17 protein-coding genes and 1 rRNA gene (1 of these 18 running past the window's edge) are annotated in these 22,821 nt (G+C 29.4%); 6 read left to right on the forward strand and 12 right to left on the reverse strand.

Going from position 1 to position 22,821, the window contains the following annotated elements; translation table 4 throughout:
• Window positions 1-52: 52 nt before the first annotated feature.
• From IM807_RS00160 to dnaA, 6 genes are all read right to left on the reverse strand, one after another.
• Complete coding sequence (locus IM807_RS00160; RefSeq protein ID WP_196362572.1) at window positions 53-1,057, reverse strand: bifunctional oligoribonuclease/PAP phosphatase NrnA; 1,005 nt, start codon at window positions 1,055-1,057, stop codon at window positions 53-55.
• Complete coding sequence (locus tag IM807_RS04070; protein ID WP_196362573.1) at window positions 1,044-2,024, reverse strand: bifunctional oligoribonuclease/PAP phosphatase NrnA; 981 nt, start codon at window positions 2,022-2,024, stop codon at window positions 1,044-1,046. The genes IM807_RS00160 and IM807_RS04070 overlap by 14 nt, the downstream gene beginning before the upstream one ends.
• 22 nt (window positions 2,025-2,046) lie before the next feature.
• Complete coding sequence (locus tag IM807_RS00170; RefSeq protein ID WP_196362574.1) at window positions 2,047-2,505, reverse strand: 23S rRNA (pseudouridine(1915)-N(3))-methyltransferase RlmH; 459 nt, start codon at window positions 2,503-2,505, stop codon at window positions 2,047-2,049.
• Entirely contained in the window at window positions 2,505-4,361 is a 1,857-nt protein-coding gene (mnmG, locus tag IM807_RS00175; RefSeq protein ID WP_196362575.1) for a tRNA uridine-5-carboxymethylaminomethyl(34) synthesis enzyme MnmG, read from the reverse strand. Before mnmG ends, IM807_RS00170 begins: the two co-directional genes overlap by 1 nt.
• A gap of 18 nt (window positions 4,362-4,379) precedes the next feature.
• The gene (locus tag IM807_RS00180) at window positions 4,380-5,516 is read right to left on the reverse strand and encodes a DNA polymerase III subunit beta (protein WP_196362576.1); all 1,137 of its coding nucleotides are present in this window, start codon (window positions 5,514-5,516) and stop codon (window positions 4,380-4,382) included.
• Between the two features lie 176 nt (window positions 5,517-5,692).
• A complete protein-coding gene (gene dnaA / locus IM807_RS00185) occupies window positions 5,693-7,084 on the reverse strand; it encodes a chromosomal replication initiator protein DnaA (RefSeq protein ID WP_196362577.1) in 1,392 nt (463 codons plus the stop codon).
• A 164-nt stretch (window positions 7,085-7,248) separates the two neighbouring features.
• Here dnaA and rpmH point away from each other — a divergent pair, with 164 nt between their 5' ends.
• The 5 genes from rpmH (at window position 7,249) to IM807_RS00210 (ending at window position 12,863) form a co-directional block, all read left to right on the forward strand.
• The gene (gene rpmH / locus IM807_RS00190) at window positions 7,249-7,392 is read left to right on the forward strand and encodes a 50S ribosomal protein L34 (protein WP_196362578.1); all 144 of its coding nucleotides are present in this window, start codon (window positions 7,249-7,251) and stop codon (window positions 7,390-7,392) included.
• A gap of 14 nt (window positions 7,393-7,406) precedes the next feature.
• Window positions 7,407-7,745: a ribonuclease P protein component gene (gene rnpA / locus IM807_RS00195; protein WP_196362579.1), complete on the forward strand. Its 339-nt coding sequence runs from the start codon at window positions 7,407-7,409 to the stop codon at window positions 7,743-7,745.
• Window positions 7,735-9,576: a membrane protein insertase YidC gene (gene yidC, locus IM807_RS00200; protein ID WP_196362580.1), complete on the forward strand. Its 1,842-nt coding sequence runs from the start codon at window positions 7,735-7,737 to the stop codon at window positions 9,574-9,576. The genes rnpA and yidC overlap by 11 nt, the downstream gene beginning before the upstream one ends.
• A 99-nt stretch (window positions 9,577-9,675) precedes the next feature.
• Window positions 9,676-11,733: a hypothetical protein gene (locus tag IM807_RS00205; protein WP_196362581.1), complete on the forward strand. Its 2,058-nt coding sequence runs from the start codon at window positions 9,676-9,678 to the stop codon at window positions 11,731-11,733.
• A gap of 50 nt (window positions 11,734-11,783) precedes the next feature.
• Complete coding sequence (locus IM807_RS00210) at window positions 11,784-12,863, forward strand: hypothetical protein (protein WP_230861138.1); 1,080 nt, start codon at window positions 11,784-11,786, stop codon at window positions 12,861-12,863.
• Window positions 12,864-13,036: 173 nt separating this feature from the next.
• Here IM807_RS00210 and IM807_RS00215 read toward each other — a convergent pair whose 3' ends face one another.
• The 6 genes from IM807_RS00215 to IM807_RS00240 form a co-directional block, all read right to left on the reverse strand.
• Window positions 13,037-15,514: a valine--tRNA ligase gene (locus IM807_RS00215; protein WP_196362582.1), complete on the reverse strand. Its 2,478-nt coding sequence runs from the start codon at window positions 15,512-15,514 to the stop codon at window positions 13,037-13,039.
• A gap of 13 nt (window positions 15,515-15,527) precedes the next feature.
• Window positions 15,528-17,444 (reverse strand): hypothetical protein, encoded by a 1,917-nt coding sequence (locus tag IM807_RS00220; protein ID WP_196362583.1) that lies wholly within the window; start codon window positions 17,442-17,444, stop codon window positions 15,528-15,530.
• 14 nt (window positions 17,445-17,458) lie between these two features.
• Window positions 17,459-18,424 (reverse strand): substrate-specific component FolT of folate ECF transporter, encoded by a 966-nt coding sequence (locus IM807_RS00225; RefSeq protein ID WP_196362584.1) that lies wholly within the window; start codon window positions 18,422-18,424, stop codon window positions 17,459-17,461.
• A gap of 74 nt (window positions 18,425-18,498) precedes the next feature.
• Window positions 18,499-20,061, reverse strand: coding sequence for an MATE family efflux transporter (locus IM807_RS04075; protein ID WP_196362585.1), 1,563 nt, complete (start codon window positions 20,059-20,061; stop codon window positions 18,499-18,501).
• On the reverse strand, window positions 20,061-20,543 hold the full coding sequence (greA, locus tag IM807_RS00235; RefSeq protein WP_196362586.1) for a transcription elongation factor GreA: 483 nt from the start codon (window positions 20,541-20,543) through the stop codon (window positions 20,061-20,063). The genes IM807_RS04075 and greA overlap by 1 nt, the downstream gene beginning before the upstream one ends.
• Window positions 20,544-20,579: 36 nt before the next feature.
• Window positions 20,580-21,203 (reverse strand): BC85_0335 family putative methyltransferase, encoded by a 624-nt coding sequence (locus IM807_RS00240; RefSeq protein WP_196362587.1) that lies wholly within the window; start codon window positions 21,201-21,203, stop codon window positions 20,580-20,582.
• Window positions 21,204-21,877: 674 nt separating this feature from the next.
• Here IM807_RS00240 and IM807_RS00245 point away from each other — a divergent pair.
• Window positions 21,878-22,821 (forward strand): 16S ribosomal RNA (locus IM807_RS00245) (it continues 588 nt past the right edge of the window).

Raw genomic sequence — 22,821 nt, forward strand, 5'->3', positions numbered from 1 at the left:
TTTCCAAACAGTGTTAAAATTTTTCCTGAAAAAAATCTAAAAAAAATAAAAATTAGCATTTTTTAATAAATTTTTCCGCTTTTATTGAATTTAAATTGCTTTTTCAATTTTCATATGCTTCTTGACAGTCTTTTAAAATAAAATTTAAATTTTCAAGATTTTCAACAACCGCGCCTGAAGCGTTTAGGTGGCCGCCGCCGCCGTATTTTTTTGCAACTTTTTGAACATCAGGACCTGCAGAGCGGAATTCCAATCTCCAGGAATTTTCAGTTTCTTGAACAAAACAGAGCCAAATTTTAAAATTTTCAATATTTGCAAGCAAATTTGGTTTGACTGAATTTAAAGGATTTCTTCCAATTTTTTTTTGCTCTTCTAAACTCAAAGTGTAAAAAATTACATTTTTAAAAATCTTTTTGTTTGCGAAAATATAACTATCGAATTCAAGATCTTTTAGTTTTTTTGAATTCATTTTTTCATGAATTAAAGAAAAATTGAATTCAGTTTCAAACAAAATTCCGGCCAAAAAATGCGTTCTTGCAGATGTATTTTTGTAAAGAAAACGACCTGAATCTGTGTAAATTCCAAGGTAAATTAGTTCTGCAGCACGCTGGGAAATTTTCCACTTTTGCGAATAAGCCAAATATGCAATTTGCTCACAAGTTGCAACATAGGTTGAATCAACTCAGCGATGAATATCAAAAAAGTCGTCATCATTTGGATGGTGGTCAATTCTTAAAATTTCAGGAAAATTTATTTTCTCAAAAAGGTAGGCAAATTCAATTCGATTTTTGAAATTTGCATCAACTATTATTGCAAGCGAATTTACCAAAATCACATCGCTAGGTACTGAATCTAATTCTAATTTTAGGAATGAAAAAGATTTTTTGTGATCCCCAATTGCAAAAACTTGCTTATTAGGAAAGTTGTCCAAAATTAAAGTTTTTAATCCAAGTTGTGCGCCGATGCAATCGCCGTCAGGTCTGATGTGGTGAAAAATAACAATCGAATCGTATTTTTCAATAACTTTTGCAATATCAGAAATGTTAAAATGTTTCATTTTTTTCAAATTTATTTGCTAGAATTGCTAATTTTTCAATAATTTCTGCAACTTTTCCATCATTTTCAAGGTTAATTCCAGCTGCAAATGCATGGCCGCCGCCGCCGTATTCAGTGGCAATTTTATTCACAACTGGACCATTCGAGCGCAACCTAACTCTAATTTTACCATTTTCATCCGCAATAAAAAAGGCTCAAATTCGAGCATCGCCAATATTTGCTAAAATATTGACAGAGGATGTCTGTTCACGAGTTAATTGAAACTTTTCTTGCTCATCTTTTGTGACAAAATATCATAAAAACTTACCTTTTTTTTGGTAATTACCAAGGACATTAGCACAAAAAGCGACCTCTTTTTCACTTCTTTTTGCAAGCATTCAATTTAATTTTGCAAAATCAAAATTTGCTTTTAACAAAAAGGCAGCCACTAAAAAAGTTCGTGGTGACGTTGATACAAAAGCAAATCTTCCTGAATCAGTCAAAATTCCTAGATAAATCAACTCAGCAATTTTTGAATCAATTTGCCAATTTTCACTTTGAATCAAAAATCCAATCATTTCTGAGGCTGCTGAAAAAGTTGTATCCACTCAAGATTCTTGAAAAATTGACTCAGAAATCTCAGGATGATGGTCAATTTTGATTCGAGTTTTAATTCTTGGATCAAGAAAAAAGTCCACTTTTTCTATTCTTTTCAAACTGGCAGTATCAACTGTAATTGCCAGTGAATTTTCAAAAAATTCGCTGGCAATTGAATTTTCATCATCAAAATGAAAATTCAAAAAATCAAAAACTTTTTGATTGTTTCCAATCAAAAAAACTCTCTTATCACGATATTTTTTTTGAATTGCCAAGCCAAGGCCTTGTTGCGCACCGAGGCAATCACCGTCAGGTCTGATGTGGTGAAAAATAAAAATATTACTATGTTTTTCAATATTTTCAATAATTTTTAAATATGGTTTTTCAGTCATTTTTTCCTTTTTTTTTTTTTTTTTAATCTTTATGGTGGTATTTTCTGTTGAATTTGATGGAAAGTCCGCGATAAATTTGCTCAAGAACAACAAGTTTGAAAATTTTATGAGGAAAAATAATTTTCCCGAGTGATAAAAATTTTATTTCTGGTTTTTTTAAGCGAATTTTTTCCTCATCAACGCCTTGTGAACCGCCAATTATAAAACAAATATTGGCAGAATCAAAAAACGTTGCAAAATCTTCACTTGAAATCATTTTTCCACGATCTGTAAAAAGATAGCAAGTAAAATTTTTAGGAATTTTTGCCAAAATCTTCTCAGTTTCAACCGATTTTTTTAGTTTAAGATTTTCAGAAGCAAATTCTGGCAAATTCAAGAAATCAACATTATAATTAAACTCCTTAATTTTGTTAATTTCTTTTTTGTAAAGTGGTAAGTAATCGCGAGAATTTATCCCAAAATGTAAAATTAAAATCCTCATTAAATCTTAACATCTTTTTCATTTTTTGTAGCTTTTAAATAAAATAAAAGCATTTGAATGTCTGCGGGGCTTATGCCGCTAATTCTTGATGCTTGCCCAATTGTTTTAGGTTTAATTTTTGCAAATTTATCTAAAGCCTCAGTTGATAAATTTGCAACCTTTTTATAATTCAAATCAGTTGGGATTAATAAATTTTCAAGTCTAATCATTTTTTCGGCTTCAGAATTTTGCTTTTGTATGTAACCTTTCAAACGAGAAATCACCATGAGTTCATAACCGTACTCAAAATCAGGAATTATGTCTCTAAAATCGACGTTTGGGCGAGAAATTAACCTTAATTTTGAAATACCGTTTTCAATTTTATACTTTTTTGCAAGTTGGTCATTTGATGAAATAAATTCACAAGAAAGCTGTTCAATTTTTTTGTCAATTTTACGATATTTTTGAACAACTTTTTGGTATTCAGATTTTAAAATCATTCCTGATTTCAGGGCATATTTTGCCATTCGCAAATCAGCATTATCATTTCTTAGAATAAGACGATATTCCGCTCTTGAGGTCAACATTCTGTAAGGTTCTTTTGTCCCTTTTGTAACTAAATCATCAATTAAAACACCGATGTAACCGTCATTTCGCAAGATTTCAATTGGTTTTTTGCGCTGCAAAAATTGACCAGCATTAATTCCAGCGATTAAACCTTGCGCTGCCGCCTCTTCATATCCACTGGTTCCATTGATTTGACCAGCCAAAAAAAGACCTTTAATTTTCTTAGTTTCAAGGCTTTTTTTCAATTCAAGTGGATTAATTGCATCATATTCGATGGCATAACCAAACTTTGCAATTTCCGCATTTTCAAGTCCTGGAATCGACCTTACCATCTCGATTTGAACATCCTCAGGCATTGAAGTCGAAAGTCCGTTAATATACATGATATCTTGTTTTCTTGTTTCTGGTTCAAAGAAAATTTGGTGACGGGACTTATCAGCGAAACGAACTATTTTATCCTCAACTGAGGGACAATAGCGTGGGCCTATTCCGGAAATTTTCCCGGAATACATTGAAGATTTTCCTAAATTTTTATTAATAATTTCATGGGTTTTTGCTGTTGTATAAGTCAAGTAGCAAGAAATCTGTTTTTTTAATTTTCGCTCTGATTTAAAAGAAAAATTGATGTTGACATGTGGTAAAACTTCTTTTTCTACTTTTGAAAAATCAATTGAGGAAGTGAAAATTCGTGGTGGAGTTCCAGTTTTTAATCTTTGAAGTTCAAAACCAAGTTCTTGAAGATTTTTTGAAAGTAAATTTGAAGTTTTTTGACCATCTGGACCGCTTGAAATTGCAATTTCACCACGTAAAATTTTTGAATCAAGGTAAGTTCCAGTTGTAATTATCACTGTTTTTGCAAAAAAACAAATGTTTTTTAAGGTTTTTACACCTATAATTTGTTTTTTTGCAACTAAAAGTTCTGAAACTAAATCTTCAAAAATATGCAAATTTTCCTGTTTTTTCAGGTCTTTTAAAATTATTTTTGAAAATTTTTCTTTGTCAATTTGTGCTCGCATTGCCAAAACTGCTGGCCCTTTTGACTTGTTTAAATATTTAATTTGGATCATTGCAGCATCAGAAAATTTTGCCTGAACACCACCAAGAGCATCAATTTCACGAGTTATTATACCTTTTGCAGGGCCGCCAATTGCAGGATTACAAGGCATTGAAGCAATTTTTTTTTTATCAAGCGTGATTAAGGCGACTTTAAAACCTTTTTTTAAAAGTGCATAAACTGCTTCGACGCCGGCATGGCCGCCGCCGACAATAACAGCATCAAAAATAAACTTTTTTTCTTGATTTTTTTTCATTAAATTTACTTTCATTTTCTAAATTAAGATCAATCCAACAAGTTGCCTAGTTTCTGGTTTTTCCTTTGAACTTACTACTATTTTTGTCATTTTTGTGTTAATTTGGATACAAATTTCGTTGTCAAAAACCGAAATTGCGTCCTTTAAATAGCGATAATTGATGTTGATTTCTGCCTGATCTGAGCTAAAATCGTTACTATTTGCGAATTCAGGATTAATTTGAAAATCGATCACTTTTGTAGTTAAAACATTTGATTTACCTGATTCATGATGAGAAATGACAGCTTTTAGGTACTTTTTTGACATTAAAAGGTTGATCACATTATCTTTTCCAGGCGTGATTATTGTTGCTTTATCAATTAATTCGATAATTTCTCTTTTATTAATCGAAAAAGTGTACAAAATTTCGTTACTTTTAGGTAAAATATTGGAAATATCTTTGTAAGGTACAGATAAAATTTTTGATTGAATTGTCAAACCTTCATAAATATAACTAATTTTTGTTTCATCAACATTTAATTCAATGTCCTGATCCAATTCAGGCGGGATAAAATCCTTTAAATTCTTAGCATTTACTGAAATATTTATTTGTGCAAAGTCATAAAATTTAATTTTTTCTGAGGCAAAACGGTTTGTATCTGTTGCTGAAAAAAAGAGAAAGTTATCAGCTGAACTCAAATTAATTGCCGCTAAAACTGGTTGTGAAGGGTTGTTTGTTGTTGCAAAAGCCGTATTTTTTACGGCTTTTTTGAAATCCTTCGTATTAATTTTTAATTTTGTGCCAGTTTGTTCAAAATTAATCTCTGGAAAAATCGAATAATCTCTTAACCCTTTTGAAAAAACGGCATTTTCTCAAGAAACAATTAATTCATTTCCCTTGATTTCAAAAGTTATTTTTGACTCACTTTTTCTAATAACATCACGTAAAAAAAATCCATCAATTAGGCAAATTCCAACTTCATTTATTTCAATTATTTCATCAATAGTAATAAAAACCTTGTAAGAAAGTTCGCTGTTTGTTGAAATAATAAATAAACCGCCTCGAGTTAATTTCATGAAAAATGAACTTAAAGGTGAATTATTATGATTTAAAATCGCGGTTTGCATTCTTTCAATTTGACGCTCAATCACATTTTTCGCAATTGTAAATTTCATGTTTTCTCACTTATATTTTGGCAGTCTCAATTCTAAAATTATAACCTATTTACCAATATTCTTATAATTATGTTATTTTTAGATATTATTAATAATATATAGCAACAAAAATGTTAATTATTTCAAAAAACACCGTAATTAATGATCTTTTTAACAAATTTAATAGTCAATAACTTTTATTTTTTTTGTTTAAAACTCCAATTTAATTGTTTATAAATTTTGTCTAAAGCAATATTTAATTCACTATTTCCGCTCTGTTTTAATATGTCGATTTTTTTGAGTGTGGAAATAATTGTCGAATGTTTGCGGCTATTGAAAAATTCACCAACCTTAGTGTGAGTTAGGTTTAAAATATTTTTTATGAGTCAAATTGCAAGATCACGTGCATGCACAAATTCTTTCTTTCTTTTCTCGCTTTTCAAGTCAAGAACAGAAATTCCATAATATTTTGCAACAGTTTCGATTATTAGTTCTGGTGAAATTTTTTGTTCAATTTCGTACTTTTCATCAAAAATTTCAAACATTTTTTTCTTGTCAAAGTGAATCTCATTTTCTGTATTTTTTTCGCTAGTTTCAATAAAAAAAACGATTGATTTTAGGGCGCCTTCAAGATCGCGGATTGAATTTTGAAAATGCTTTGCTAAAAAATCAAGCGCATCATTTGTTCAAGTGCATTTTTCTAGTTTTTTTTCGTTTAATTTGTACTTAAAAATACGTAAAAAGTCCTCTTTTTTCGGTCTATTCAACCTAATTTGTAGACCTGAACTAAATCTTGTAATAAATCTTTCCTCAAAACCACCAAGCAAAGTCGGCGACTTGTCGGAAGTAATCAAAACAATTTTATTTTCGTCAGTAAATTTGTTTAAAACTTCAAGTGCAACTATTGAGGTTTGGAATTTGTTTCCCAAACCTTGGATGTCATCAAACAATAAAATGTCGATTTTAGAGAGTCATTCCATGAAATCTCTGATTTTTTCACCTTGTCCTTTTTGCATCCAAGCTGTTATGCAACTTATGAACTTGTAGTCATTTATGTAGAAAACTTTTTTGTTTTTTTCAATAAATAAGTTTCCAATTGCATTCAAAAAGTGCGTTTTTCCAATACCGGAGGGCCCTGAAATAAAAACTGGTGAAAATTTGAAATTGGAGTCAGCAACAATTTTGTCATAAATATTGAAAATTTGGTTATTGTAATTAGATTTTACATAGTTTTTAAAAGTAAATTTGTTCAAAACATTGTTGATTTTAAAGTTACAGTATCCACTTTCAATCGCAAAATTTTGATTTGTTTCTAATTTATTAACAGAATTATTGACATTTGCAAAAGTTAAAACTTTTGAAATTTCAAGGTTTGCAATAGCCCTTTCAATTGTGTTAATCCAACGTGAAATAACTTCATTTTTTGCAGTTGTATCACTAAAATCCACCACAATTTCAGTGTTTGTTTCTTTAATGACAAAAATTGTACTAAAGAAATTATGAAACAACATTTTGTCATTCAAAAGAGTCTCAATTTGCTGACGAAGTTGCTGTGTTCGAACTTCAAGAACATTTTGTTTTGTTTTCATTTTTTTAGAATTTCCTGTAAAACATTGTATCTTTGCACATTTAGTGTATATAAAATTTATTTCAATAAACCAAAAAAAATGTTAAAATTAATAACATAATTTTATTTGAAATTTTAACAATTTATCTAATTTTTTGTAAAAAATAAATATAGATTGGAGCCAAAATGAAACGAACTTATCAACCCAATAAATTAAAACATGCAAAAACTCATGGTTTTCGAGCTAGAATGGCAACCTCTGATGGCAGAAAAATTCTTGCTGCGCGACGGGCTAAGGGCAGAAAAAAATTAACTGTTTCTAGTAATTAAGTTTTGAGATTGACTTGCAAAAGATCCAAACTATTAAAAAAAATTGGCAATTCCAGGCAATTATTTCTCCTAAATCAGATCAAATTGTTACAAACGAATTAGTTATTTATTATGAGAAATTTGATTTTTTTGAAATTGGAATATCAATCCCAAAAAAATTTGTAAACGCGGTTAAGCGAAATTATTTCAAAAGGCAAATTAGAAATATACTTAGCGATTTTTCAAAAAAAAGCAAATTTCCAAAAATTCGTATAGTTTTAATCTCTCGTCGCCCATTTTTGAACCTTAGCTTTGCCAAGAAAAAGGAAAAACTTGAAAAGATCTTTGAGCAATTAAAAAAAAATGAAAAATAAACAAAATCGCCCAAAAGCCTTCGAATATTTTCAGAGCAACAATAGCAACAATAATAAGAAAACCTTTAATTTTAAGTGGGTTTTAAAGTTTTTAAAGTTCTTTGTTTATGCAGTAATTTTTTCACTTTCTCTAACAGGTTGCATTCAATCAATAGTGATAAAAACTTCATACAATGTTGGTGAGGCACTTGAATTCTATAATTCAAAAGATGATATAACTCCGAATTATACAATTTTCAAACCTTCTGAAAATGCTGATTTACCCGGAATCACAACTGCTTCAAAAAGTAATAATTTTTTGATTTCTGCTGATACAAAAAAGGTAAATCAGGTTCAAATTTTGGAAAATTTGCGTCAACAAATTGCGCAAGAAAACAACGGAAACCGCGATTTTGGTGAGTTTAATTCTTTAATTATTTTTCAAAATAACAAAAATGAGTACGAATATTTAACAGGCGATAAAAAAAGCGACTTTATTTTTTTTAGTTCTTCACAAAATTCTTATTCACAAAAAACAAATTGAACGCCAATTAAAATTCCTTCGCCAAGGTATTATAGCTTAAAATCAGACAAATCCTACTTCGAAAAGTTAGCGACTGCCAAAAGTTTACCAGTAAATTTGTTTGATTTTAATAATTCACAATCGAAAAATGCGGCGAATATTAGTAGCAGAATCAAGAACTTTTTCTATAAAATTGATGATAAATTGCCACCAGTAAATCGTTCTTATGCAATTTTTGCCCGTGACGTTTTCCAGGCACTTTATAATAAAATCTTGACTTTACCGCAATTTTCTGGCGGTAAACTTGAAAAAGCAATCAAAGATTTTGAAACTGGAAACGGTGAGGTTTCCGTTGAAACTCAGAAAATTATTGCAGGCTACGCTGAAACGGTAAAAAACCTTATTTTCCCGACTAATTTTTCAAGAATTGACATTCAAAATGGAACTTATAATTGAAATAATATTGACGAAGCCAGTGCAGGAAAAATCGCTTTTCAGAACTCAATCGCTTCGTCGCCTGTTGTTTCATGAGGTGAATCTTGAGGATTTGGTCCTTTCTACTCCTTATTTGTTTATCCACTTTCGAAAATTATTTTGCTAATTACTGAGTCGCAATCCCTGTATGAGTGGTCCGGATGAATTACTATTTTAGCAATTATTGTGGTTGTTGCGATTACAAAAATTTTGTCCTTTATTTTTCGGTTTAAAACAATTTTTAGCCAGAACAAGCAAATGGAATTGCAACTTAAGAAAGCAAAAATTGATGCAAAATACGAAGCATATAAGAAGAATAAGGTGATGCAGCAACGCCATCGACAAGAAGTTGCTGATTTGTACAAGAAAAATAATTTTTCACCTTTTGCGCCATTTTCTCAAGTTTTGGTCACAATGCCAATTTTTATAGCGGTTTGGCGTGCTTTACAGGGAATCCCGAGTTTTAAGGTTACCTATTTTTTAGGTTTAGAACTTTCGGCGACATCGTATCAAAAATTATTTGCAGGAGATTTGATTTATCTTCCGATAATCATCATTGTCGTTTTAGTTCAAGCTCTTCAACAATTTATTCCAAAATTTTTAAACAAAAAGAAAACGCAGCGAATTATGAATGTTTCGGAAAATGAAACAATGAAAAAACAGCAAAAAACACAAAAAATTGTATCAATAATCTTTATATTTTTTGGTGTTATTTTTCAATCCTCACTCCAAATTTATTGGATTATCGGTGGAATTTGGGAAATTTCGCAAACATTAGGAATTTTTTACCTTCAAAAATCAAAATTTTATCGTGAGCGAATGCAGCCTTGAATGAAAAAGAAAAAGTGAATATAATTTAAAAATCTTTTAAAGTGTTTTTTCAAACTTGGAAAAATTTAGTAAAATATAAATATTGAAACTACAACTTGTTTAAAAATTCGGAGTGTAGACGTTATGGAAAATAAAAAAAACCCTTGTGTTTGAACACTAATTTCAAATACTCACTTAAAAAAGGCCGAAAGTTTAGAAATAGTAATTCGAGCACTTTTTTTAAATAATGAAGAAATTAATTATGATTTTAAAAATAAATGATTAAAATTGTACAAAGCCCGGAATTGAAAACCGATCGGTGACTTAGGCGAACATTTAAAATTGGCGTCTCAACTTGGAATTACAAAAACGGATGTTCTGATTTCCGGAAAGCAAAAAGTCAATCTTTTAGCTAGGCTTGTAAACACAAATGAAATTAAAATAAGCGAATATATGAGCATTATTTTATTTAATTTGGTTACTTTTATTAGTTTTAAGTTTTGTCATATTTTCAAAAAAACCCTTGAATTGCTGAAGAAAAATAATAATTCACCCGTTACGGTTGATCAAGTTTTTAAAAATTTGGAATTGGATTCGTCAACTTGTAAACAATTTGACCAAAGGTTATTGCGATACCATTTAAAACAAAAAGATCATATTTTTTACATTTTGATTTCGGGGATTTTCTTTGAAGTGATATCATCAAGGGGGAAAAATAATCAATTTAGTACTAATTTTTTCCAAATTAAGCTTTTTGACCACTGATTTTCTGAAATCGACAACTTAATTTCAAGATGTAATACTGATTTTAAAAATTTTAGTTTTGAAAAAGCAACCGAAATTCGTGTGAATTCTGATGCCTGATCAAGTTATTTGACCAAAAATTCACAATCAAATTATGATTATATAACCGAAGTTATTAGAAAATCAAAACTTTTTAAAGAAAAAAAGGAAGAAATTCTTGAAATTGAAACTCAAAAAAGTGAAATTGATGAAAATTTTTCACCTTCACCTTCACCTTCTAATGAAAATTATGATTTTGAATTAGAAAATAACCTTGAAAAAAAAATAAATATTCAATCATCCTTTACGAAAAAAATATCTTTTTTACCTTCATCAACTCAATCAAAATTAGATTTAACCAATGAATTCTCAAGAAATGCAATTGCAAAATTTAATGAATCTTGAGAAATTTATTTTAATCAGTTTTCACTAAATTTATGCAAATTATTCAGCTTAAATTTAGAAAATTGACTCAACCAATCAGCTTTTAAACAAAATTTTTTTAATCTTCTTAGTTTTCAAAAAAATACACACAATTTAGTAAGGCCAGCAGATTCTTTTTTGAAAGAAAGCCAAAATTTGCTCCTGATTTCAGATTCTCTAAAACAAATTCAGCTAAAAATTAGAAATGAAATATGTAAGTCCGAAATTGATGCTGGAAATTATGAAAATGTCGTGTTTCATGATGGTTTTTCAGAAAATGATTTTATCGGATATAACGATTTTTCTCTTGAAAATAGGAATTCAAACACTTTTGTTCCAGGTATTTTTGCAAAAATTTTGTCAAAAGCTCATTGAAATCCAGGGCAAAATTTTTGTTTAATCATTCAAAATATTAACAATCAAAACGCATTCGAAGTTATTAAACCTTTTTTGCCAATTTTTTTTCGTGGTAAAAATCGCAAAAGTCTACTTGGAATTTCGCACCCTGTTTTGTCATCCTATATTTTTTCAAATGATGATCAAAAAATCTTTTTACCACCAAATCTTTCAATTATAGGCACAATTATAGGAAATTTGAACCACAAGAGCCCGAAAGTACTGTCATATTTGGCAGAAAATTGAGATATAAATTATTTAGATAGCAATTTTGATAATTTCTTGATGAATCATCCTGTTGTTGACACTGGTTTACTTTGAAAAGATTTTATTGAAACCATCAATTTTGCACTAGAATCAGAAAATTTAAGTGCAAGACTTTCACCATTTTTTGTTGAAGAAAAAGTTTTGAAAGATCCAAAACTTTTCGCAAATAAAGTTGTTTTATTACTTTGAACCTTCACTTTTAGAGAAAAGCGTTCCAAATTTTTTAAATTCGAAACTTTAGATGAGTTAATTAAAAATTTTGTTTCAAATAAAAATTCTGATCGTTTAAACATTTTTAATTTAGATTTTTTTGTTCAAAAGAGGAAAAATTAAGATTTTTTTAAAAAAATTAATTTGTGGCTTTGAATTTAAAGGAATAAATTATGAATTTTGCAAAAAAATCTAAAATTTATTTTTTATTTGGCAAGGTGATTTTAACCCCATTTTTCATGATTTCGTTTATTTCTTGTACTTATAATCTTTCTGAAATCAAGTCAGTGGAAAATAAAATTGGTGAGTTAAATGCAATAAGGCTGAAAAATTTTGTAAATTCAGATAATTTATTTGAACTTAGTCCTGAAAACAGTGGGAAAATTTACGAAAATAAGCAAGCAAAATTTTATTTATTTGACTTAGATTCAATACCTGAAAACCAAAGTTGAACTAAGATTTTGCCAGAATATCAAACCAATTTTGATCCACAAACTAGGATAGGTTACCTTAGTTTAATAAATCGTTATTACAATACAAAACAGCTTCAAAATTTGAAAAAAACTAAATTAAAGCAGAACATTAATTCAATTTATGTTCCAAATGTGGGCAAAAATTCATTGAATTTTTGATACCTTTACATGATGCCAATTTCAATTGGCTTTTCTGAAATTAAAATTAATGGCAAAAGTTTTAGTATTCCACCAACAATTCCAAAAAAATTGTCACCTTATTCTTCAATTGAAATGAAATTATTGAAGAAAAATTCAATTTTTAATGATAATAAAAATTATATCCAAATTAACGTTAATCAGATGATAAATTCATTTGCTTTAAAAGTTCCAAATCCAGATTGCATTGGATGTGAAAAGGTAGTTTTTGGACTCCTTGATTCTGAAAAATACCCTAATTTCAAGCTAAATTTTGAAAGCTTGGATTTTAAAAATAAAATTATTAGATTTAAAATTGACAAAAAATTTGATAATTTTGATGTTGAAAAATCAGAAACTAATTCATTGAATTCCAACATTTCAACATTAAATTTTTTGCTTAAAACTAAAAATTATCAGCAGGATTTAAATCCAGATAATTATTTTGAAAAAAATACTGAAAAGATATCCGAAAATATTGATTTTCCATTTGTTAGGTTTTTTACAAAGACTTTTGTCGTTCCTTTTGAGGGTTCAAATCAGGATTTTGATGCCCATTTTAAGGTAGAAATTAGTAATCTCAATGACGATTTTAAAAATTAATTAAACTAAAAATTTTTGATTTTTACACATAATTTTGTATTTTAATTTGCTTGTTGGTAAAAGTAAAAAAAATTTGTTTAAAAAACTTTGTTTTTGCGCCAAATTCGATATTTTAATATGGATTTGAATAAATTTAGTTTTAAAATAAAATTAGTAACAAATTCTAAATTTGATTAAATTTTGCTATTTTTTTGATAAAAGCTTAATTTTTCCTTAAATTTTTCTAATTTTTCTTTTTCCAAATTAATTTTTTCTGCAGGCGCCTTGTTTAAAAAATTTTGATTTGCTAATATATTTTCTGCGCGCAATATTTCTTTTTTCAAAAATTCAATTTTTTGATCAATTTCTTTTTTCTCTTTTTCGATTATTTCTTGTGGTACCTTGAGAGAAATATTGAAGTTATTAGTTTTAATTATTAACCCTTGATTTTCGTTTCATTTTCCAAAAGAAAGCCTATCTATTGTCTCAATTTGCTCTTTCTTAAACTCTTTTCCGATTACATAATATTCCAAAATAATTTTTTTAGAAATTTTAAATTTTTCACGATAGGCACGCAGACTATCAATAATTTCCAATAAATTTTCAACCTGATTTACATCAGGAAACCTACGGATTAATGGTTTTTTTTGATCTAAAATCTCAATTTTAAAAATTTTTTCCATCAAGAAATCTGTTAAAAAAGGGATGAAAGGGTGCAGGATTACTAAAATTTTTTGAAATAATAGCCTTGCTTGGTATCCATTTTTTCGATTTTTAATTAATTCAATATATCTTGATGAAAAATCGCCAAAAATAAAGTTTTGAATAAGTGAACCAATTACACTGAAATTATATTTTTTAGTATTTTTTGTGATTTCTCGTTTAAAAAGGAAAATTTTATTTTCCATTCACCGGTCAATTAGATCTGGATTAGTCGCTTTTTCGCCCAAACCACTAATATATTTTGCAATATTTCAAATTTTATTATTTAAATTTCAAGCTGAATTTAACTTTTCTATACTAAATTTAATGTCCTTCCCTGGTGTAGAATTAAAAATAAGTGTTTGTCTGAGGACATCAGAGCCATATTTTTCAATAATTTCCATTGGATCAACACCATTTCCTAAGGATTTCGACATCTTTTTGCCGTTTTCATCCCGAATTAATCCATGGATTAAAACCTTTTCAAAAGGTTTCTGTTTTAAAACAGAAAGTGATGAAAAATACATTCTTGCAACTCAAAAAAACAAAATGTCCCAACCAGTCACAAGCAAACTTGACGGAAAATAGGACTTAAAAAGCTCTAAATTTTGTGGCCAACCAAGAAAAACAAAGGCACTAATTCCTGAAGAAAATCAGGTGTCTAGGACGTCTTCGTCCTGAATCCAATCCTTCCCTGGTGATTCAATTTGCACTTTAATTTCATTATTTTTGTACCAAACAGGAATTCTGTGCCCCCATCAGAGTTGACGTGAAATTGTTCAATCATGGACATTTTCCATCCATTTTCTCAATTTTTTTTCATAATTTCTTGGATAAAAAAGTACCTTATCTTTTGAATTTAGGTGTTCAATTAAATCTTTTGCAAGTTGATCCATTTTCACAAATCATTGTGGTTGTTGAAGAATTTCAACAATTTCATCGCTTCGTTGTGAAAAACCAACATTAGAAACAATATCCTTAGTTTTAATTAAAAAACCTTCTTTTTCCAGCTTTTTTGCGATTAAATCTCTTGCTAAAAAGCGATTTAATCCATTAAAATCAGGAACATTTTCATTTAAATTTCCATAAATGTCAATGCAATCCGAAGATGAAAAACCATGTTTTTCCATGATTTCAAAATCCAAAAGTGAGTGACTAGAAATTTTCATAACTCCTGAACCAAAATTGATGTTAACATTGGAATCAGAAATTATTTTGATTAATTTTTTGGTTAAAGGATGAACAACTTTTTTACCAACCAGGTGCAAAAAACGCTTGTCTTTTGGGTTGACAGCAAGTGCAACATCTGAACTTATGGTCTCAATTCTTGTTGTAGCGACAGTCAAAAATGAACTTGAATTTTCAAGAAAATACTTGATATAGTACATTTTTTGTTTGACAGGTTTGTTAATAACTTCAATATTTGAAATTGCAGTTTGCAATTTCACATCTCAATTTATTGCTCGATTGCCGCGATAAATTAGTCCTTTTTTTCATAAATCAATGAAAAAAAGGGAAACGGCTTCTTTTGCTTGATCATCAAGAGTGAATCTTTCTTTGGAAAAATCATAGCAAATTCCCAATTTATTTCATTGTTCCTTGATTTTTTTGTATTGCTGATCTTTCCATTCAAAACATTTTTTGATAAATTTTTCGCGGCCAAGATCAAATTTAGTCAAATTTTCTGCTGCCAAAAGTGATTCCACTTTTGCTTGCGTTGCAATTCCGGCGTGGTCAACGGCTGGCAGAAAAAGTGTGTCAAAACCTTCCAACTTGTGAAATCTAATTAAAGTGTCCTGAATAAAAATGTTTCAGGCGTGGCCAAGGTGAAGTTGCCCAGTTACATTTGGCGGCGGCGTGATTATTGAAAAAGGTTTTTTGACATTCGTTTTAGCAAAAAAGCGCCCCTTTTTTTGTCATTTTTCGTTGCGATTTTTTTCAACAAGATTAAAATCATACTTATTTTCCATGGTTTTCCTTACATTATTTAAGGTCGACAATTAAAATGTCACTTGTCAGTCATTCTTTTTTGATGCTAAAGTTAAGCTTAAATTTTCCACTTTTTGAGGGATTTCATTGATTTACAAAAAGTTCAAAATTATTATGAATTCCACCTTGGTTTTTGACAAAAACATTATTTTGTAACTGCCGATAAAGTTGTGTTTCTAGCAAATGTAAATTTGCAGTGTCGAAACCACTATTTTGGTAAAAAAATTTTGCATAAGTGGTTTTTGGAGTCAAAGGCAAATCAATTTCGCTAATATATTCAACCAAAACACCTTTTTCAATGAAAATAATACTGAAATCCCGTATTGGTTTTATAGGCCGTCGCGAAAAAACAAAAAGTTGCACAGGATTTTTAGCTGCAGTAAAGCAATGTTGAAGTAATTTTTGTTTGAAAGCATTTTCCAAAAAAAATGAACTTTCATCAAACAAAATTCTAGTGTAGTTCCCCATTTTAAGCTTTTTTGTTTCAAGAAAAAACAAAATTTCATTACTTAAATTGCCATAATTTTGGTAAAGAAGGTCAAAATCAATTCCATTTTCAAAGCAAAAAATCAAAAATTGATTTTTTTTGTGAAACAAATCAATTTTATTCAAATTATACAAAACAAAAAAATATTTTAAATCATTTATTGCATCTTTTAGAAAAATAAAGTCGTTTTTATGAGTTAATTTTGAAATTTTGTCCTGTAATTTTTTGAGTTTGTTTTCGATTGAAATCAGTCAAACTCTTTTGCTCAAAAAGGAATTTTCAATTTTTTTTTTGTACTGTTTCTTTTTAATTCTAATAATTTCTTGTTGTCACAAAATATTAGCACGAACGACGGTTTTGTTGTTAGATTTAAGGTTTTGATAATACGGATTTTCGCGACGGAAATTGTGATTTTTTTTGATTTTAAAGTGTTTTTGAGTTTTTTTGTTACGATTTTCAAGGATTTTTTGGTCTCGATTTTGTTGTCAAAAAATTCAAAATTTGTCAGCAAAAGTTTTGCTAAAATGATTTTTTACACTTGACAAACTTTCCAAGGTTTTTTGATTAAGAAGTTTACCAAGCCAAGATTCAAATTCATAATAGGTTTCATAAATTTGCTGCGAACTTAGTCATCGAAAATTGCTTGATTCCTTTATTAGACTGGAAAAACAGCTGTAACCTGCAAGAAAAATTTTAATTTTATAGGGGTCAACATCAAATGAATTTAACAAAGAATTATGGTGATTTACGATGTTTTTAATGTCGTTTTTAATCAAAATAACAGCATTTTCTGCATTAATTTCACTGTTTTTTGAATTGTCAATTTCAAAATCAAAGAAAAATGAGTTTGCCTTTGAAATTTCAGTACAATTTTCCTGTTCATTAATCGGATTAATTTCTGCTTTTGTGTACAAATTGTGAAAATTTTGATTCAAAATCTTGTATTTTTCTTTGATTTGCTTGATGGATTCAAGCAAATCAAAATTTTGAGCTTGGTTTTCAATTAAAAAATTAATTTCTGATTCAACCAGTTGCAAAAAATTATTTGCGTGCTCAATCATTGACGACAGAATATATTTTCTGGTGGTGTTTGTTTTTATTTGCGATGAATTAATTTTTCAATATGAAAAAAGTACTTCAATGACAAGCTTATTTTTGCTTTCTTCGAATACTTTTTTTGTCAAAAAGTCCGAAAAACATGACTTTTTTTCAAAATCATAAGGTTTGTTTTCTTCGATAATAAAGCCATTATAGGAATTTTCTTGTTCAAGAATTTTTTTAAATTCATTAAAAAAATTCAAATCAGAGGAGTACAAAAAACTATTTTGATTAGATCTAATTTTGAGACTAAAATAGTTTCAATAATTATTTTTGATGTTATGAAAAACTAATTCTTTTTTTTCTTCTCTGTCAAAATTTGTCATATTTTCCTAATTTTTTATGTTACAGAATAAGAAAATCTTTTTTGGACAAGCGGCAAAATTGCTCTTGTTGCAAAATAAACAACAGAAAGATTGATCCAAATTTTTACTGGCGAAGTAATTATGTGAGTTAACAACGCGGTTTCGAAATTATTAAGAGCGCCTGACTGAACATCGCCACTAGCCGCAATAACACTGGATAAAGGTTCGTGGAGAGCAGAAAACGCAACAATTGGCGCTATTGTTAGGTATCTACCAAATTTTCTAAAAAATTTAATAAATCTTGCAAAAACAAGAAAGAAAATCATTGTGACAGTTCCTGACATCACAAAAATTACAAATGATAATTTGCTTGAAATAAATTTTGATTGACTAAAATCAATCGAAGAATTAAACATCACAATTGAAATTACAGTTGTAACAACTGCTATTAAAATCAAGTTGCTGGCAATTCAGTAAAAATTAAGAAGCGCTTTTTCTTCAGGTCAATTTTTGATTTTTGTAACTTTTTTTTGTAAGAAAAAAAGTCTCTTTTTCAGATTTTTTTCCTGTTTTTCATCTCTTATATTTGCGCTAATTGCGTAAAAAGTGTAATTATAAATTTTCACTTTTTGATTAAAAATTTTTTGATTCAAACGGGAAATTAGCGCATCTTTTGCAAACCATTTTTCACCTTTTTTGATAAAAAATCAGAAAAAAAGACCCGGAATGAATCCTGTAAGTGAAAGATAAATTGTGTAATATCAAGAATAAACGCCCGGAATGAACAAAAAAGTTAACAAATCTGCAAGTAAACCCGTCAAAAATCCGACAACGGGGCCGAAAATAAACCCTGTAATTTTGATAGGTAGGCCTATAATTGAAAGTCGAAAATTTGGTAAAATTGCAAAAGGAGCCAATCTGACTCCAATTATCAACATAATTACCGCAATTGAAATAAAAATTGCAACAAAGGAAATTTTCATGTTAGTCAATTTTGCCATTTTACCCCTCCGCTACTTTTATTTATAACAGAAATTATTAAAATTATAACCAAAAAAGACTAAAAAAAGATAAATTAATTTAATTTTTCCTTTGAATTTTCAGTAGTCAAATTTATTGCCCACTTTGTTTTTAAATATAAAAATTCAAAAACTACCCATTTTACGATGTCAGAAAAATAAAAAAGTGAGGTCGATAAAAGTAATTTAAGACTTGTGTCTTGGATTAAAGGGAGAAAAACAAAAACGATAATTACCTGTCATGAAAGTTGTAAAATTGCTATGAAAAAATCTCAGGAACTTGCAAAATTAGACCTACCACCAGACTTAATTATGCTTAGTGAGGCATTAATTTGCACCCAAATTGGGTTGATTAAAATGATGATAATTGAGACAAGAAAAATTTGTTGAAGATAAAAAGAAACTGCCAAATTTTGCTGTTTTTGCACAAGTTCTTGACTAATTGGCAGATTGTTTTTTTGAAAATAAGTTTCTAAACCTTTGGCAACTTGGTCTTCAATTCCTTTTGTGATTAAGTTAGTTTGAGTTGTAATTAGCACGGCAAAAAGAGTTAAAAGTGATATGAAAACTGAAACAACTAGCAAAAAACCTTTGAGCATTGCAGCGTTTTTTTTGGCCTCTTCAATTTTATTTTGTCCCAAATTTTGGCCAACTACAATTGAAACACTAATTTGAATTGAGGCAAAGGTTGTGAACAAAATATTGGCAATTGTCATCGTAATTCCGGCAATTGCCAGGTAACCAATCCCTCAATAATGGTGCAAATTTTTTTCATCACTAATTCCTAGCGATCCCGAAGGCATGCCTTGTGATCACAAAATTGCGCGAGTAGAGATAATTATTGAGGAAATTATCGTCAAAGACATTCCAAAAAAACGTTTGAAAAATTGAGATCAAATTTTTTTCTTGATGTTAAAAATTTTGAAAATTTCTAATCTAATTTCTTTTTTGTAAAAAAATTGGTAAAAATACAAAAGAATACTCGTGACTAAGCGAGAAATTACTGTCGCAAGTGCCGATCCCGAGACCCCCATATAGGGAATTAGGACTAAATTTAGGGTTACGTTTGTGATTAAAGTAAGTGCAGTGAAGAAAAGCGAGATTTTCATTGTCCCTATTTCACGCAAAATTCCAGATGCTGTGAGAATGTAGGCGAATAAAATTCAGGAAAATGAAATTATAAAAAGGTAATTCTTTGCTTCGCTAAAAGTAATAGCATCCTGAGCAGTAAAGTTGTTTTGTTTTTGCACAACTTTTAGCATATTTTCTGGAATTATTCAGGAAAAAATTGCAAAAATCAGAATTGTTGAAATGCATAAAATATAGCGAATATTGTTAATCTGACGCGCCAAAAGATAATCTTTTTTGCCCCAATATTGGCTAAAAATTACTGAACCAATCATGTTAATTGCAACAATAAAGGAAAAAATTATTCCTGTTCAAATGTTGGCAATTCCGACGGCTGTGACTCCGCCGCTGATTTGTGAAACCATAAAATTGTCAACAAAATTATTAATTGAGATAAAAAATGTTGCAAGAATTACAGGAACTGTAATTTTAGTGTAATTTTTCCACTTTTGGATTGAGTCAGGAAAAAATTTTCTAATTGAAAACGACATTAGTCGTTAATTACCTCCAAAATTCTTACTGAATATTTTTCATTAACATCAATTTCGACTTCGTCGCCGCGGTTTTGGCCAATAAGAACTTGTGCAACTGGTGATAAATTTGATATTTTATTTTGTAAAGGATCGGCGTCAATCGAGCTAACAATTTGGAAGGTTTGAATTTCTTTTGTTTCAAGATTCTCGAAGGTTACTTTTGAGCCAATTGAAATGCGGCTGCTTCCTGAATTTGTAGCGATAATTTTTGCTTTTGAAATAATTGTTTCTAATTCTCGGATTTTTGATTCAATTATTCCTTGTTTTTCACGAGCAACATCATATTCAGCATTTTCAGATAGATCGCCTTGTGAACGAGCTTCTTTAATTTCCTGAATAACATTAATGCGTTCAACATTGACAAGATGTTTAAGTTCTTTTTTGATTTCATCAAGTTTCTGTTGAGTTAAAAGAATTTCATCGTTTAATAATTTTTTCATTAGCGCTCCTTTTTATAATATTAGCAAAATTTTAATTTATTTTATAAGAATTACCAAAAAACCATAATAAAAATATTCACTGAAGGTGATTTTTTGGGATTCTAGAAATTTAATTATTGTTTTGCGTTGCTTTTTTTGGTACTTTCAGATAAGACACCCTTCTTTTTTAATTAATTCAAAAAAAAATGTTATTTCAGAGGGATGTATTGCTGTTGAAATGAGGATGAAATCAAAAAAAGGTTCAAAATTAGAGACTAAATTAATATTTTTAGTTTCTAATTTTTCACTGTTAAATTGAAATTTTTCTTGATCAAGGTGCAAAATTGAGACTGATGTTTCAAGGTTGGGAATATTTTTTTTGCTAAGACAGGCGACTAAACCGTCGTTTTCAAGGAAAAGTGTTTTTTTAAAATTAGAACTATTAATTTTATTAACAACAAATTCAAGGCTTTCAAGTAGTCAAGTCTCGCTTTTTAACTCAAAAATTTGTGTTTTGAGGCTAATTTTTTCATTTTCTGAAATATTTTCAAGTGATTCAGTCTCTAATTTAAATTTTTTTATTAGTTGTTTTTTTTTATATGAGGTGAAAAAAAGGGAAACAAACGCCAAAACAAAGGCAAAAGCGCCTGTTGCCAGCAAAATTGTTTTTCACGTTGCCATTTTCCCTCTTTCAATTTTATTTTTTTGAACTAATTATCCATACAAAAATTAAATCTTTTAAAAATCAGCAAAATTTTAACATACATTTTGCAAAACTTTTTGTAACTTTATTTAAGATTATATTATTTAATTAAAATTTTTTTTCAAAAAAAGAAAAAAATAGGAAACACCCTTGTTTAATTTCTGAATTTTTCACTTTTATAATTTTGTTTGATGAAAAACACCATATGATGCCATTTTTCTTGATTTTTGAATAATTGCACAAGAAAATGTTGTTTCATGCTCGGTAAATTGTGCAAATTTTCCTAAATTTTTCCACTTTTTTAGTTATATTTTTTTACCTTTTAGGGCTCATTAGTGTCGTTTTTCGCTTGCATAATTAAATTTGTGTTTTGAGTTTAAAATTTAGTATAAAAAAAATTGAAAAAAAGTGGAAAAATTTATAAAAAAAAATTCTTTTTTCCAATTTTTTTAATTTGAAAAAATGATAAAGTAAAAATTTTTTTTGCCAAAATATGCCCTAATTACAGGTTTTTTTTGCTTAGAAAAAAAATTTTTAAAAAAAAATTTATTTTTTTCTTTTTTAATGCTATAATTATTTTCACGCTGCGCAAAACAGCGAATTAGATCTTTCAAAACTAGGTATATATTCAAAACCATTTTCAATTAGACGCAATCATGAGAGTTTGATCCTAGCTCAGGATGAACGCTAGCTGTGTGCTTAATACATGCATGTTGAACGGAACATCTTAGCTTGCTAAGATGTTTAGTAGCAAATGGGTGAGTAACACGTACCTAACCTACCTTTAGGACTGGGATAACTATTGGAAACAGTAGCTAATACCGGATATAGTAATTTTCCGCATGGCAAATTACAGAAAGGAGCTCCAAAGCTCCACCTCGAAGATGGGGGTGCGCAACATTAGTTAGTTGGTGAGGTAATGGCTCACCAAGACGATGATGTTTAGCGGGGCCAAGAGGTTGTACCGCCACACTGGGACTGAGATACGGCCCAGACTCCTACGGGAGGCAGCAGTAAGGAATATTCCACAATGAGCGAAAGCTTGATGGAGCGACACAGCGTGCAGGATGAAGTCTTTAGGGATGTAAACTGCTGTTGTAAAGGAAGAAAAAACTAGGTAGGAAATGACCTAGTCTTGACGGTACTTTATTAGAAAGCGACGGCAAACTATGTGCCAGCAGCCGCGGTAATACATAGGTCGCAAGCGTTATCCGGATTTATTGGGCGTAAAGCGTCCGTAGGTTTTTTGTTAAGTTTAAGGTTAAATGTTAAAGCTCAACTTTAGCTCGCTTTAGATACTGGCAGAATAGAATTATGAAGAGGTTAGCGGAATTCCTAGTGGAGCGGTGGAATGCGTAGATATTAGGAAGAACACCAATAGGCGAAGGCAGCTAACTGGTCATATATTGACACTAAGGGACGAAAGCGTGGGGAGCAAACAGGATTAGATACCCTGGTAGTCCACGCCGTAAACGATGATCATTAGTTGGTGGCAAGAGTCACTAACACAGCTAACGCGTTAAATGATCCGCCTGAGTAGTATGCTCGCAAGAGTGAAACTTAAAGGAATTGACGGGAACCCGCACAAGCGGTGGA

The organism is Mycoplasma sp. 'Moose RK' (assembly GCF_015708155.1).
Taxonomy (GTDB): Bacteria; Bacillota_I; Bacilli_A; order Mycoplasmatales; family Metamycoplasmataceae; genus Mesomycoplasma.